This window comes from Curtobacterium flaccumfaciens, from assembly GCF_004361695.1.
Lineage (GTDB): Bacteria > Actinomycetota > Actinomycetes > Actinomycetales > Microbacteriaceae > Curtobacterium > Curtobacterium flaccumfaciens_B.
In genome coordinates this window covers 111,286-125,132 of sequence record NZ_SNVW01000006.1, presented here as the reverse complement: position 1 = coordinate 125,132, position 13,847 = coordinate 111,286, and the positions used below count along the sequence as shown (strand labels likewise).

Genomic DNA, 13,847 nt, shown 5'->3' with positions numbered 1-13,847 from the left:
CGCGCGGACGTGCAGAACGAGGGGGTCCCAACGGAACCTCCCACCCGATGGCGCGCTCCACGAGACTTGACGAGGGCCGGACCCGGCCCCACCGTCAACCCCACGAGGAGACCATTGCGCACCGTCAACGCGTACGCGGCACCGTCCGCCACCGAGCCGCTCGTCAAGACCACCATCACCCGTCGTGACGTCGGACCGAACGACGTCGAGATCGACATCGCCTACGCCGGCATCTGCCACTCGGACATCCACACCGTCCGCGGCGAGTGGGGCGAGATCCAGTACCCGCAGGTCGTCGGCCACGAGATCGTCGGCCACGTCTCCGCCGTCGGCGACGCCGTCACCAAGCACCAGGTCGGCGACCGCGTCGGCGTGGGCTGCATGGTGAACTCCTGCGGCGAGTGCGAGAACTGCGTCGCGGGCGAGGAGCAGTACTGCCTGCGGGGCAACATCCAGACCTACGCCGGTGTCGACCCGGCCGACGGCAGCATCACCCAGGGCGGCTATTCGCAGGCCGTGGTCGTGAACGAGGACTTCGTCCTCCGCGTGCCCGAGTCGCTCGACATCGAGAAGGTCGCGCCGCTGCTCTGCGCCGGCATCACCACCTACTCGCCGCTCCACCACTGGAAGGCCGGCCCCGGCACGAAGGTCGCCGTCGTCGGCATGGGCGGGCTCGGCCACATGGCGGTCAAGATCGCCGTCGCGCTCGGCGCCGACGTCACCGTCCTGTCGCAGACCACCTCCAAGCAGGAGGACTCGCTCCGCTACGGCGCGACGGCCCACTACGCCACGAAGGACCCCTCGACCTTCGAGGAGCTCGCGAACTCGTTCGACCTCATCATCAACACGGTGTCGGCGAAGATCCCGATGGGCGCGTACCTCGGCCTGCTCAAGGTCGACGGCACGATCGTCAACGTCGGCGCCCCGTCCGAGCCGCTCGAGGTGCCGGCGTTCGCCCTCATCGGCTCGCGCCGCAGCTGGGCCGGTTCGGCAATCGGCGGCATCCGCGAGACCCAGGAGATGCTGGACTTCTGCGCGGAGCACGGCATCCTGCCGGAGACCGAGCTCATCAGCGCGGACCAGATCAACGAGGCGTACGAGCGCGTCCTTGCATCGGACGTCCGGTACCGCTTCGTGATCGACGCGGCCACCCTGGCCTGATCGGCCCGCGTCCTCGACGCGACCAGGTGACGGACTGGAGGCGCGGTGCGAGCTGGCACCGCGCCTCCCGCCCGTCATGGGCACAGGCACAGGCACAGGCACGGGCACAGACACCGATGCAGACCGGCGCGTATCCGCACAACGCGGCCACGTCGTCCGCACCACGCACCGTCCAGCGCTCGGACGTCGGGACACGAGAAACTTGCCCGATGAGCGACACGGCGAACGAGGCACCCCGGCCTCTCGTGTCCGTGGCGGGCACCGACACGGACGCCGCCGTCGGCGACCTCGCCGGCATGTACGCGGGACGTGCCTGGCACTCCGGCCGGACCGACGGCGACTACTGGTACCGCTACGTCGCCCTCGGCGACGAGCGGATGAGCGTCCGCCGGTCGCAGATGCACGGCTCCCTCCGGGGTGACGTCGCCGTCGAGGGCGAGGTGGTCGTGCAGTGGATCGACTCCGGCAGCGCGGCCCTCGACGTCGGCCGCGACGAGGTCCGCATGCAGCCCGGCGTCCCCACGCTCTTCCCCATCGAGCAGCGGTTCGACATGGAGTACCGCGACTGGGACCAGCGGCTCGTGCACCTGCGGCGCGACCTCGTGCTCGACGTCGCGTCCGAGCGGTACCTGGTGGACGGCACCGTCCAGTTCGACCGGTCCACGCCGCCGACACCCGAGGCGATCGCGAGCTGGCGGCAGGCCGTCGCGTCCTCCGTCCGCACGCTGCGGAACGACGGCGTCGAGTCCCTCGCCTGGGACGAAGCGCAGCGCGACGTCGCGCGGGCACTCCTCGACCTGTACCGCTTCCGCGCCGAGGCGGCACCCACCGGGTGGAGCGAGCACCGGCACGTCCGGGTCCGCGCCGCCGTCGAGTACATCCACGCGCACGCACACGAGCCCCTGACGGTGTCGGACATCGCGCGGACCGCCGACCTCAGCGTCCGTGGCCTGCAGGAGGCGTTCCAGCGCGCGCTCGACCGGACGCCGATGCAGTACCTCCGCGAGGTCCGACTGCGCCGCTCCCACGAGGACCTGCAGCGTGCCCAGCCGGGGCAGACCTCGGTCGCCGAGGTCGCGGCGCGCTGGGGCTTCACGCACATGGGCCGGTTCTCCGGCGAGTACCTGCAGCGCTTCGGCGAGTACCCGAAGCAGACCCTCCGGCGCTAGCCGATCTCGTCGCCGGACGGCAGGGCACCGCACCAGTCGACGGACGCCGCGTCGATGCTCGCCTCGAGCGCACCGGAGGACGCGTCGACGATGCTCACCAGCTCGTCGGTCGCCGACTTCGTCGCCACCGCGACGAACTGGCTGTTCGGGGACGGACAGACCGCGGTGACGCTCGCGTCGTCGGGGACGGTCACGGGCAGCCGGGAGGCGCGACTCCCGTCCACCCGCACGATCCGTGCCGAGATGGTCCCGTCCGACCGCACGTCGCCCACGACGCGCAGGTAGCTGTCGTCCGTCAGCTGCGCGATGCGACCGAGGTAGGCGGCGTCGGTGCTGCCGGCGGGTGCCCGCAGCGCGGTGCGCGCGCCGTCCGTCAGGTCGAGGCGGACGATGCCCGTCCCGGTCTCGACGACGGCCGTCGTGCCCGTGCCGACGAACCCGTGCAGGTACGTCGCGCTGCCGAGTCGGACCGCACCGGTCCGCCCGCTCATGTCGACGAGCACCAGGTCGTCGCTGCCGGTCCGGACGAGGGCGCTCTCGGTGCGCGGCACGTACGCCCACTGGCCGACGGTCATCGGGACGGCCCCGGTGACTGGCTTGCCCTCGGCGTCGATCGCCGTCGGCAGGTGCGTGCCGGTCATGTCGACGACGTAGAGGCCGACGTTCCGCGACTGCCCGGTCGAGGTGTCGGCGTACTCGAACCCGAACGAGGCGCCGTCGTCGGCCGCGTGCAGGGCGGTCACGCGTCCGTCCCGGGTGGGCAGCGTGAGGCGTTCGACGGGCGTGCCCTCGTCCTGCACGCCGCCGGCGAGCGGGACGATGTCGACGGCGAACCCGGCGTCGGTGCCGCTCACGACCACGAGCGAGCGGCCCAGGCGGGCGTACTCGGAGATCCCGGCGGCCTCGTAGACGGTCGTCGAGCCGCCCGCGTCGAGCGATCGCCTGACGATGCGGTCCTTCCCGCCGTCGGCCGCGGGGACCAGGGCGAGCACGTCGGTGCTGCCGGTGCGGATCGTCGTGGTGAGGTCGGAGGTCGCCCGCTGCCCCGGCGCACGCACGTCCGCCACCGTGACCGTGTAGTCGCGGTCGTAGGCGAGGGGTCCGGCGAACTCGACGGCGATCGTGTTCCCGCTCGAGGTCACGGTGTGGGCGGCGGCAGGGCTGACCCGGACGTCTGCGGCGGACACCCGCTGGAGCGCCTGGTTCGCGGTGAGGATCACCCGCTGCGCCGGACGCGACACCAGCCCGGAGGCGTCGTACGACACGTCACGCAGGCGTGGTCCCTGCTGCGAGCCCACGACGGCGGCGAGCGCCCCGACCACGGCGAGCACCGTGATCGTCGCGACGAGCCGGCGGCGGAAGCGGTTCCGGGGGCGGACGCGGAGCGGCTCGCGGAGCGGCTCGCGGCCCCCTGCCGACTCAGTACTCATACGGGTCGTCCGGCTGGGCGATCTTCTGCACGGTCGCGGCCCGGATGACGATCCGGGCGTCGGCGGACTGGTCCGGGTTCGCGGCGAGCTTGCCCGTCACCGTGACCCACTGGTCCTCGTCGGGGACGGCGCCGTCCGTGACCACGCCGAGTCCGACGGGCTGGGCGTCGACGGCGCAGCAGCTGATCACGAACCGGGTCAGCGTGAACGAGCCGTCTGACCCGGGGACCACGAAGCCGGACAGCCGCACGTCCTTGCCGACGAGCGACGTCGTGTCGGTGGTCTGGCGGATGAGGGCGGCCCAGTCCTTCACGCCGTACTGCGACGTGTCGACCGACCCCGAGCCGAGCAGGGACACCGCGGCCTCGGAGCCGGTGGCGTTCGACAGCGTCGCCGAGTCCACGCTCCGCTGCTGCGCGGTGCGTGCGGAGAGCGTCGTCGGGGGCAGGACGAGCATCGCGGTGGTGACCCCGATCGTGACGAGCGCGGCCACCCCACCGAGGACGGCGCGTGTGTGGCGAGCCGCGCCTCCCGTTCGGCGGCCGTCGCCGTGGCCGGTCTCGTCGTCGTCGTGGGTGTGGCCGGTCTCGTCGTCGTCGTCGTGGGTGTGGCCGTGGCCGCGCGCCACGACCACCAGGCCGGCCACCGACGCCGGTACCGCGACGGCCGCCAGCACGATCGTGAAGACGGAGTACCGCGGGTTGATGTAGAGGTCGAGGTGCCCGGCGAGGGCGAGCCACAGCGTGCAGAGCGCCACCGCGAGCACCGACCCGAGACCGAGGTACGACGGGCCCTTCTCAGACCAGGACATTCATCACCAACCCCACGGTTCCGGCGAACAGGACGCAGACGACGGCGAGCAGCACCAGGAAGCGCGCACGGAAGGTCGTCCGGAGCAGCGCGATCATCTTCACGTCGATGATCGGCCCGATGATGAGGAACGCCGTGATCGACCCCGGCAGGAAGGTCGACGCGAACGACAGCGCGAAGAAGGCGTCCACGTTCGAGCAGAGCGACACCGTCATCGCGAGGAGCATCATCGCGGCGACGGACAGCACCGGGTTCGCGCCGATGGACACCAGCGTGGAGCGGGGCACGGCGACCTGGATCGCGGCGGCGAGCCCGGCGCCGACGAACAGCGCGGGCATCATCGTCGCGGTCTCGCCACCGAACTGCGCGGCACTGTCCCGCCAGCGGTTCCGGCTCCGCGGGGCTCCGACGGCGGCCCGGCAGCGTGCCTCGAACACCGGCAGGAGCAGCTCGGTCGGGCGGCGGTGGGCGGCGACGATCCACCCGACGAGGTTCGCGACGACGAAGCCGCCGACGATCCGCACGGGCAGGATCCAGCCGGACCAGCCGAACGCCTGCGCGGTGCTGATGATGACGAGCGGGTTGAGGATCGGGGCGGCGACGAGGAACGTGACCGCCTCGGCCGGGGTGAAGCCGCGCAGCATGAGGCCGCGGGCGAGCGGCACGTTGCCGCACTCGCACACCGGGAACAGCATGCCGATGAGGGAGATCACGGCGCGGCGGCCCACGGCGTTCTGCGGCAGCACCTTCTCGAGCGCACCGACGGGCACCCAGACCTCGACGACGATCGACAGCACGATGCCGAGGACCACGAACGGCAGGGACTCGACGACGACGCTGATCGCCAGCGTGAGGAAGTCCTGCACCACGTTCGGCAGACCCGCGGTGCCGACGGCCGGGGAGAGCAGCCGGATCCCGAGCAGCACGACGACGGCGCCGAGCACCAGGCCCGGACCCGTGCGGGAGCGCGAGCGTTGTGTTCGCGGCGGCGGCGTGGTCGTCGTCACCGGGCAAGGATAGGCGACGGACGTCGCTCGGCGTGGTCGCGCGCGCGGTGCGTTCGCACGGTGCGAGGGGGCGGTCAGCTCGCGACGAGGCCGTCCAGGTGCCGGTCGAGCACGTCGATCGCCCAGTCGCCGGACTCCCCCGGCGCGAGCCGCACGAGGTGCATCGCGAGCCCGTCGACGAGCGCGTGCAGCCGACGGGCCTCGTACTCACGGTCGACCTCCGGCACGCCGACGAGCCCGAGGACCTCCTCGCACCACACCCGCATCTCGCGGACGGCCCGGTCGAGCGCCGGTCGGAGCTCGTCGTCGGTCAGCGCGGCGTTGCCGAGCGCCAGGTACACCTCGAGCTCGAGCACCCGCTCCTCGTCGAGGGGCAGCAGCTCGAGCACGATCCGGTGTGCGCGCTCCCGTGCCGGTCCGTCGGCGGGGACGGCGTCGATGCGCTCCCGCGTCCGGTCGAACGCGAGCGTGATGGTGTGCTCGCGGAGGCTCGCCTGGGTCGGGAAGACGTAGCGGACCGTGCTCGGCGGCAGGCCGGCCTCGGCCGAGACGTTGCGGACGCTGAGCGCTCCGAGTCCGTCGCGCGCGAGCACCCGCCACGCCGCTTCGGAGACGGTGCGACGTCGTCCCGCGAGGTCGATGCTCCTGGCCATGCCGCCATACTCGCACAGTCGTACGAGTTCGTGCTACCGTGGACCTCGTTGTCGCACAGTCGTGCGACTCAATGTCATCGAAGGGACATCGTCATGGCGTGGGGCATCCTCGTCCTGTCCGGCGTGCTCGAGGCCGTCTGGGCCACCGCACTGAGTGCGTCGAACGGCTTCAAGAAGGTCGTGCCGACCATCGTGTTCGTCGTCGGCATGGCGCTCAGCATGGTCGGACTCGCGTTCGCGATGCGGGAGATCCCGGTCGGCACGGCCTACGCGGTCTGGGTCGGCATCGGGGCCTCGCTGACGGTGGTCGTCGCGGTCGTCCGGAAGCAGGAGGCCGCGTCCGTCGCCCGCCTCGCCCTGGTGTTCGGGCTCGTCGCGTGCGTCGTCGGCCTCAAGGTGGTGAGCTGAGGTGCCGTGGATCGTCCTGTTCGTCAGCGCCGGACTCGAGACGGTGTGGGCGACGGCCCTCGGCCAGAGCGACGGGTTCACCGAGCCGCGGCCGACCATCGTGTTCGCGATCGCGATCGTGCTGAGCCTCGGCGCGTTCGGGTACGTCCTCAAGCACATCCCGATCAGCACGGCGTACGCGGTGTGGACCGGTACGGGGGCGGCACTCACGGTGCTGTGGGGCATGGCCACCGGCGCCGAGCCCGTGACGCTCCTGCGCCTGCTGTTCATCGCCGGGATCGTCGGCTGCGTGGTCGGGCTGAAGCTCGTCCCCGCCCGCCCCGCACGGTCGGCCGAGACGTCCCACGCCGAGGTCGCACGCTAGCGCCGTCGCGGGGTGGGCGCGCACCGAGACGGACGGGAGGCGCGGTGCCAGCTGGCACCGCGCCTCCCGTCCGTCAGGTGGTCACGTGACGATCAGACGGACGCGCCCGTCCACTCGTCCTCCGCGGCGACGTGGTCGCTGCCGACCGTGCCGGCGGCCATCGCCGCGGCCACGCGCGACGCGTGCGACGGCGGGTCGGACGGCACGTCGGCCGGGCGGCTCTCGTCGTTGATCTTCCGGAGCTCCGGCACGATGTCCGTCGCCAGGATGTCGATCTGCTCGAGCACGGTCTTCAGCGGCAGGCCCGCGTGGTCGACGAGGAACAGCTGGCGCTGGTAGTGCCCGACGTGGTCCTTCATCGCGGCGTACCGGTCGATGACCTGCTGCGGCGAGCCGACGGTCAGCGGGGTCTGTTCGGTGAAGTCCTCCATCGACGGGCCGTGGCCGTAGACCGGGGCGTTGTCGAAGTACGGGCGGAACTCGTTGATCGCGTCCTGCGAGTTCTTCCGGGCGAAGAACTGCCCGCCGAGGCCGACGATCGCCTGGTTCGCGGCGCCGTGCCCGTAGTGCTCGAAGCGCTGCCGGTAGAGGCCCACCATCTGCTCGGTGTGCTGGATCGGCCAGAAGATGTTGTTGTGGAAGAAGCCGTCGCCGTAGTACGCGGCCTGCTCGGCGATCTCCGGCGTGCGGATCGACCCGTGCCAGACGAACGGCGCGACACCGTCGAGCGGACGCGGGGTCGAGGTGAAGCCCTGCAGCGGCGTGCGGAACTTGCCCTGCCAGTTGACGACGTCGTTCTCCCAGAGCTGGCGGAGGAGCGCGTAGTTCTCGATCGCCAGGTTGACGCCCTGGCGGATGTCCTGGCCGAACCAGGGGTAGACGGGGCCGGTGTTGCCGCGGCCCATCATGAGGTCCATGCGGCCGTCGGAGATGACCTGGAGCATCGCGTACTCCTCGGCGATGCGCACCGGGTCGTTCGTGGTGATGAGGGTCGTCGACGTCGAGAGCGTGATGTGCTCCGTCTTGGCGGCGAGGTACGCGAGCATCGTCGTCGGCGAGGACGCGACGAACGGCGGGTTGTGGTGCTCACCCGTGGCGAAGACGTCGAGGCCGGCCTGGTCGGCGTGCTCGGCGATCGTCAGGATGTCCCGGACGCGCTGGGTGTCGTCCGGCGTGGTACCGGTCGTGGGGTCCGTCGTGACGTCGCTGACGGTGAAGATACCGAACTGCATGGTGCCCGCCTCCTGGCTTGCTGGTTGTTCGAGCATTTCGATGCGTTTGCATCGACTTGCTGGGTACAACGTAGCGCAGTCGCAGGCATTCCCGCCAGTGCCGCGGGAGCGCCGGTGCCGCAGGTGCGATGCGCACGGCCGTGACGCACGGCCGTGACTCTCGCAGGCGCGGTGCTCACGGAGCCGCGGGGATCGCCTCAGTGTCGGTCCGCGGGGCGTGGTGCATGTCGTCCGCCAGCCAGACGATCGTCACGACCGCCAGCACGCTCGCGCTCGACGCCATCCGGCCGGCCACCAGGATCGCGGCGTGGTCGTGCGTCCCGCCGGCGACCCCGTACACGAGCGCGGCGAGACCGACCAGGAACGTCACGCCGGTGGCGACGAGCAGGCTCCCGGTCACCAGCCGCCGCGGCCACCGACGTCCGTCGCGGTCTCCGCGCGCCCCCCGGTCGACCTGCGGCCCGAAGGCGCGGACGACCCCGAGCCAGAACAGCGCGATGGCACAGGCCCCGACGATGTCGCTCACCCGGTGCCAGCCGTAGACCACCGTCTGGCTCGCCACGAACACGGCGTACACGGTGCCGAGCAGGGTCACCACCGGACGGAACCGACGCGGCGTGACCATGAGGACCGCGAACAGCGCGGCGAGTGCGATCGTGGCGTGTCCGGAGGGGAACGAGTTCGGCGTCGTCGACTGAGCGATCTCCGGGCGCTCGGCGATACGCTTGAGGAGCGTCGAGGTGGCCGCCGACGCGAGCACCACGACTCCCGCTCCGAGCCCCACCGCGAGCCGGCGCCGGGCGAACGCGACGGCGGCGATCACGACGACGAGCAACAAGATCACCGGCACCGAGATGACGTTGAGTGCAGTGTCCGACCCGAACAGGTCGGATTCCCGGACCCCGCCGAGCGCGGCGTCCTCGACCCGCTGTCCCATCGGCGTCAGGACCGCCGCCGCGTAGACGAGAGGCACGATGACGAACCCCAGAGCAGCCAACAGGCCCCACCGCAACCGACGCGAGACACTCGGTCCCCGCGACTCCGGTGCGGTGCGTTCGGGCGTTCGGGTCACCGGGCTGGTCCTCCTCGGGGTGCTGGTCGTCGGTCTCGTCGCACGCCTGGCCACCCGCGTGCGATTCGGACGGTCGGGGTCGGACACGATACCGTTGGACCGCCGGTCGGAGGCTGGGAACCGCGGGTCAGCGACCTTCGCGTCCAGTGAGTCGTCGAGCGGCCTCGCGCGGGTGAACGCACCGGCGCACATCGCCGGACCGACGTACACCGCGTCGGCTGCGTACGAGGAGGAAACCGAAGTGGCAGTCAAGGAACCGAGCATCACCGCGTCCCCGAACCGTGGTCTCGCGCTGACCGTGGGCGCGGTCCTCTTCCTCTGGGGCATCCTCGGGTTCTTCTTCGCCGCCGACGGCGACCCGGGCTTCTTCAGCCGCCAGGGCGGCATGCTCTGGAACGCGTTCGGCGTGAACCCGCCGCTCGCGCTCATCTGGGTGATGCTCGCCGCTGTGCTCCTCATCATGGGCCTCGGCACCACGATCGGTTCGCGCAACGGCAACGTCCTGGTGGGCGCCGTCCTCGTCGTGCTCGCCGTCTACGGCTTCGTGTTCGGCAACACCTCGGCCAACATCCTCGCGCTGAACACCACCGACAACGTGTTCCACGCGATCGTCGGCGTGATCCTGCTCCTCACCGCGCTCGGTGCCGACAAGGAGAACATCAGCGCGCTCCGCGCCGAGGCCCGCCGGGTCTGACCCGAACGGCTTCCGACGCCCCGTCCGCCCTCGTGGCAGGCGGGGCGTCGTCGTGTCCGCGTCCTCGACGCGTTGTCGTGTCAGCGTCCTCGCGCAGGCGGAGCGTCTCCTGGGCCGCGTCCGGGCCGCCGAGATCGCAGTTCCGCGGGCCCGACCAGGCCCGCGAAAGCGCCGAAGTGCGATCTCGACGTCGAGCGCGCCAGGAACGGAAGCCCGACCTGGCCGTGAGATTGCAGTTTCGCGAGCGTCACCGGGCCGCGGGCGTGCCAGAGTGAGATCTCGGCGCCCCCGGACGTCTCGGGCGTCGGTGCGCCGGGCACCGGGCGTCGGGCGGGCCGGGCGTCAGGCGTCGGGTTCGGGGGTCGGCGCCGCTTCGAGCTCGGTCGCCACGACCCGCGGCGCCTCGGACATGAAGCGCCGCACGTCGAGGTCCACGATGATGTCCTGCGGCCGGAGCGGACGCGTCAGGTACAGCCCCTCGAGCGAGGTCAGGCGCGACAGCGCGACGTACGTCTGCCCGGCGCTGAACACCCGGTTGCCGAGGTCCACCACGGCGCGGTCGTACGTGCTGCCCTGCGACTTGTGGATCGTCACCGCCCAGGCCAGGCGGAGCGGGAACTGCTGGAACTCCCCCACGGTGTCCTTCTTGAGCTCCTTCTTGTCGGCGTCGTAGGAGTACTTGAACTTCTCCCACACCGACGGCTGCACCTCGAAGGACTCCCCGTCGACGTCCACCCAGACGGTGTCGCGGATGGTCTGCACGATGCCGAGCGTGCCGTTCACCCAGCGCTGGTCCGGGTCGTTGCGGAGGAACATCACGTGCGCGCCGGGCTTCAGCTCGAGCGCCTCGTCGGCGGGGAAGTTCCGACCGCCGAAGTCACCGTTCACGTCGGCGCGTGCGGTCTTCACCTTGCCCGGCAACCGGTCGAGCGCGGCCTTGTTGATGCGCGCCACGGTGTCGTTGCGGGTCGCCAGCGTGATCGCGTCGTCCGGCGCCGGCCGTGCCCCCGCGGCGTTGAGCTGCCCGGCGACGTCGGCGGTCACCCGGCCGTGCCGCACGGCCGTGAGCATCGCGGCGAACGCGTCGTCCCGCTGGCGGTGCACGGTCGCGAGCTCGATGATGTTGAGCTCGGCCTCGAGCCAGACCTTCGCGTCGAAGAACCACATCGAGCGGTAGTGGTCGGTGAAGTAGGCGCGCTCGTCACCGTCGCCCGGCACCGGTGGCAACTGGTACGGGTCGCCGAACATGACGACCTGCACACCACCGAAGGCCTCGAACTGTCGGCCGCGCGCCTTGCGGAGCGAGCGGTCCATCGCGTCGAGGAGGTCGGCGTTCACCATCGAGACCTCGTCGATCACGAGGGTGTCGATGGTGTTGAGGAGCTTGCGGGTGTCCGGGCCCTGCCGGAGTTCGGCGTCGGCGATGAGACCGATCGGCAGCCGGAAGAGCGAGTGGATGGTCTGGCCGCCGACGTTGAGCGCGGCGACCCCCGTCGGCGCGCAGATCACGACCTGCTTCTCGGTGTTCCACGACAGGTGGTTGAGCAGCGTCGACTTGCCCGTCCCCGCACGGCCGGTGATGAACACGTGGTCACGGGTGTGCTCGATGTACTCGAAGACCGCGCGCTGCTCGGCGCTGAGCTCGACGCTCATCGTGCGTCCCTCCCTGCTGCACCGTGCACGGTGTCGTCGCTGCCGTCGTCGAAGTCGGTGTCGTCGTCGTCCTCGACGGCGCCGGCCCGGATCGCACCCCGCTGTGGACGATGCGCCCCGGTGTGCGGGGGTGCGACGTCCGTACGGGGGTGCGACTCCCCTGGGGCAGAGCCGGCGGCGGAAACGCCAGCAGCGGCAGGAGCACCGGCGTCGACGCCGGCACCGGCACCGGCACGTCGGAGCCGGACCAGCACCACGAGGACCACGGTGACGACCACGACGGCCCCCGCGACGATCAGCAGCACCCCGGCACGGGATTGGTCCACGACGGGGTCCGGGCCCCAGGTGCGCCCCATCGCGCCGAACCACGACGCCTGGAGCAGCCCGAGCGGCCCGCGCATCGCGACGCCGAGCGAGACCAGTCCGGCGGCGACGACGACCGCGCCGGCGATCCGCACGGCGGCCGCGGCCACCGACGGACGCCGGGCACCCGCGGCGATCGGCGTGAGCAGCGTCGGCACCGCCAGGAGCCCGACCAGCAGGAAGACCACGTCGATCACCGTGCGACCGGTCGGGTCGCTCACCGACCAGCGCAGGGCGTCGGTCGCGAAGAACGCCCACCACACGCCGGCCAGGAGCACGAACGCCGGGAACGGCTGCGCGAGGTACCGCACGGCCGCGTTGTCGAGCAGGACGCCCGTCCACTCGCGGACCCCGGTGCTGTCGTCGGCCCGGGGGTGCACGGCCGCGCGGATGAGCTGCACCGGCGCTGCGGCCCAGACGAGCGCGGGCACGACGAGTCCGAGGAGCAGGTGCGCCCCGACGTTCGCCGACACGAGGAAGCGGTCGTAGGTGTGCAGCGAGCCCGAGGTCGCGACCACGAGCGAGACGATGGCGATGGCCGCGGCGACGGTCCGTCCCACCGGCCAGCGCACGCCACTCCGTCGCAGCCGCACGATGCCGGCGACGTAGGTCGCGGCGAGCAGCACGGCGGCCATCACCCAGAACAGGTCGACGTTCCACGCGGTGAGCCATCCCCAGGCGCCCGGGGCGTGCGGCAGCGTGTCGTCCGTCAGGAGCTCGGCGGGGGACGGGTCGGTCGTCTTGCTCAACGCGATCTGGTCGACCGGCGTGGCCGTGCGACCGAGGGCCGCTGCGAAACCGCTCGCGACGCCCATCACGGCGAGCTCCGCCACGATGAGGACCCAGAACGGACGCCGACGTGCGGGATCGACGGTCAGCGCCCGGATGGCCCGCCGTCGCTGCACGGCGCCGAGGACCCCGATCGCCAGGATCGCGCCGATCTTCACCAGCACGAGCACGCCGTACGGGGTGAACAGGTTGCCGAGCACCCCGACGCGGATCTGCGCCGTGGCGACCCCGGACACCGCGACGAGCACGAAGCAGCCGAGCGCGATGCTCGAGTACCGGCCGACGACGACGGCGAGACGGCCCCGGTCGAGCACCGGCCGGAGCAGGACGAGCATCACGAGTCCGCCGATCCACAATGCGGCCCCCACCAGGTGCAGGCCGAGCGCGGTGACCGCGGCGTCGTGGCTGGCCGTTCCCGCCGCGTGCCCCTGCTGGGCGAGCGGGATGAGCCCGATCATCGAGATGCCGGCCGTCAGGGCGACCATGCCACGGGCCCGCACGGCGAAGCAGAGCACGGTGACGACCGCGGCGACCAGCACCGTGACGAGCCAGGCGAGGCCGAGGTCTGTGCCGGTGAGGAACACCCCCATCGACTGCCCGAACTGCTCGTCGAGGCTGACCTTCGACCCGGCGACGCTCAGGAACGTGAAGAACGTGGTGACGGCGGACGCGACGGTCCACACGCCGGCAGCCCCCGCGGCGACGTCGATGGCGCGGTTCCACTCCGGAGCGGATCGCGACAAGCCGACGGTCACGAGGGCGAGGCCGCCGATCGTCGCCGCGGCGGACAGGTCGACGACCAGGCGTGCGATCGGGAGGCCGAAGCGGACGAGTGCACCGGGGTCGGCGATGAGCGCGGCGTTCGCCCCACCCCCGATGACGAGCGCGACGAGGAGGGAGACGAACCCGACGAGCAGCAGCACGGCGGGGCCGGCGATGCGCGCGATCCGATTCACCCGTCAAGCCTAGGCGCTGCCCCACCCGGCCACGGAATCGGCCGGAGCGACCTGTGGGCGGTGATCCGCGCCTCCAGGCTGTTGAG

General features: G+C 71.6%; 13 protein-coding genes. 5 read left to right on the top strand and 8 right to left on the bottom strand.

Annotation, left to right across the window (positions count from 1 at the left end):
- Positions 1–114: 114 nt before the first annotated feature.
- Both EDF64_RS10535 and EDF64_RS10530 read left to right on the top strand, forming a co-directional pair.
- Positions 115–1,161: an NAD(P)-dependent alcohol dehydrogenase gene (locus EDF64_RS10535; protein WP_133519939.1), complete on the top strand. Its 1,047-nt coding sequence runs from the start codon at positions 115–117 to the stop codon at positions 1,159–1,161.
- Between the two features lie 209 nt (positions 1,162–1,370).
- Positions 1,371–2,330, top strand: a complete 960-nt coding sequence (locus EDF64_RS10530) for a helix-turn-helix transcriptional regulator (RefSeq protein ID WP_166645687.1) — start codon at positions 1,371–1,373, stop codon at positions 2,328–2,330.
- On the opposite strand, the gene EDF64_RS10525 is transcribed toward EDF64_RS10530, so the two are convergent.
- From EDF64_RS10525 to EDF64_RS10510, 4 genes are all read right to left on the bottom strand, one after another.
- Positions 2,327–3,760: a hypothetical protein gene (locus tag EDF64_RS10525; protein WP_133519937.1), complete on the bottom strand. Its 1,434-nt coding sequence runs from the start codon at positions 3,758–3,760 to the stop codon at positions 2,327–2,329. The two genes, EDF64_RS10530 and EDF64_RS10525, sit on opposite strands and share 4 nt — an antisense overlap.
- Positions 3,750–4,571 carry a TIGR03943 family putative permease subunit gene (locus EDF64_RS10520; RefSeq protein ID WP_133519936.1) on the bottom strand — a complete coding sequence of 274 codons (822 nt, stop codon included), beginning with the start codon at positions 4,569–4,571 and terminating at the stop codon, positions 3,750–3,752. Before EDF64_RS10520 ends, EDF64_RS10525 begins: the two co-directional genes overlap by 11 nt.
- Positions 4,558–5,577, bottom strand: coding sequence for a permease (locus EDF64_RS10515; RefSeq protein WP_133519935.1), 1,020 nt, complete (start codon positions 5,575–5,577; stop codon positions 4,558–4,560). Before EDF64_RS10515 ends, EDF64_RS10520 begins: the two co-directional genes overlap by 14 nt.
- A 74-nt stretch (positions 5,578–5,651) precedes the next feature.
- A complete protein-coding gene (locus EDF64_RS10510; RefSeq protein WP_133519934.1) occupies positions 5,652–6,230 on the bottom strand; it encodes a TetR/AcrR family transcriptional regulator in 579 nt (192 codons plus the stop codon).
- Positions 6,231–6,323: 93 nt separating this feature from the next.
- On the opposite strand from EDF64_RS10510, the gene EDF64_RS10505 reads away from it, so the two are divergent.
- Both EDF64_RS10505 and EDF64_RS10500 read left to right on the top strand, forming a co-directional pair.
- Entirely contained in the window at positions 6,324–6,638 is a 315-nt protein-coding gene (locus EDF64_RS10505; RefSeq protein WP_133519933.1) for a DMT family transporter, read from the top strand.
- Position 6,639: 1 nt separating this feature from the next.
- Positions 6,640–7,002: a DMT family transporter gene (locus EDF64_RS10500; protein ID WP_133519932.1), complete on the top strand. Its 363-nt coding sequence runs from the start codon at positions 6,640–6,642 to the stop codon at positions 7,000–7,002.
- Positions 7,003–7,094: 92 nt separating this feature from the next.
- Here the strand turns inward: EDF64_RS10500 and EDF64_RS10495 are convergent, their stop codons facing one another.
- Both EDF64_RS10495 and EDF64_RS18215 read right to left on the bottom strand, forming a co-directional pair.
- A complete protein-coding gene (locus tag EDF64_RS10495; RefSeq protein WP_133519931.1) occupies positions 7,095–8,234 on the bottom strand; it encodes a CE1758 family FMN-dependent luciferase-like monooxygenase in 1,140 nt (379 codons plus the stop codon).
- Positions 8,235–8,409: 175 nt separating this feature from the next.
- Positions 8,410–9,207 (bottom strand): phosphatase PAP2 family protein, encoded by a 798-nt coding sequence (locus EDF64_RS18215; RefSeq protein ID WP_166645686.1) that lies wholly within the window; start codon positions 9,205–9,207, stop codon positions 8,410–8,412.
- 340 nt (positions 9,208–9,547) lie between these two features.
- On the opposite strand from EDF64_RS18215, the gene EDF64_RS18210 reads away from it, so the two are divergent.
- Positions 9,548–10,000 (top strand): DUF4383 domain-containing protein, encoded by a 453-nt coding sequence (locus EDF64_RS18210; RefSeq protein WP_166645685.1) that lies wholly within the window; start codon positions 9,548–9,550, stop codon positions 9,998–10,000.
- A 342-nt stretch (positions 10,001–10,342) separates the two neighbouring features.
- Here the strand turns inward: EDF64_RS18210 and EDF64_RS10480 are convergent, their stop codons facing one another.
- Positions 10,343–11,653 (bottom strand): ATP-dependent DNA helicase, encoded by a 1,311-nt coding sequence (locus EDF64_RS10480; RefSeq protein ID WP_133519929.1) that lies wholly within the window; start codon positions 11,651–11,653, stop codon positions 10,343–10,345.
- Positions 11,650–13,761: a cytochrome c oxidase assembly protein gene (locus EDF64_RS10475; RefSeq protein WP_133519928.1), complete on the bottom strand. Its 2,112-nt coding sequence runs from the start codon at positions 13,759–13,761 to the stop codon at positions 11,650–11,652. The genes EDF64_RS10480 and EDF64_RS10475 overlap by 4 nt, the downstream gene beginning before the upstream one ends.
- Positions 13,762–13,847: the final 86 nt, after the last annotated feature.

Bases quoted from the DNA above. Each gene is read 5' to 3' on its own strand.
- EDF64_RS10525 (WP_133519937.1), bottom strand. From the start codon at position 3,760: ATGAGTACTGAGTCGGCAGGGGGCCGCGAGCCGCTCCGCGAGCCGCTC.
- EDF64_RS10530 (WP_166645687.1), top strand. From the start codon at position 1,371: ATGAGCGACACGGCGAACGAGGCACCCCGGCCTCTCGTGTCCGTGGCG.
- EDF64_RS10520 (WP_133519936.1), bottom strand. From the start codon at position 4,571: ATGTCCTGGTCTGAGAAGGGCCCGTCGTACCTCGGTCTCGGGTCGGTG.
- EDF64_RS10505 (WP_133519933.1), top strand. From the start codon at position 6,324: ATGGCGTGGGGCATCCTCGTCCTGTCCGGCGTGCTCGAGGCCGTCTGG.
- EDF64_RS10480 (WP_133519929.1), bottom strand. From the start codon at position 11,653: ATGAGCGTCGAGCTCAGCGCCGAGCAGCGCGCGGTCTTCGAGTACATC.
- EDF64_RS10510 (WP_133519934.1), bottom strand. From the start codon at position 6,230: ATGGCCAGGAGCATCGACCTCGCGGGACGACGTCGCACCGTCTCCGAA.
- EDF64_RS10495 (WP_133519931.1), bottom strand. From the start codon at position 8,234: ATGCAGTTCGGTATCTTCACCGTCAGCGACGTCACGACGGACCCCACG.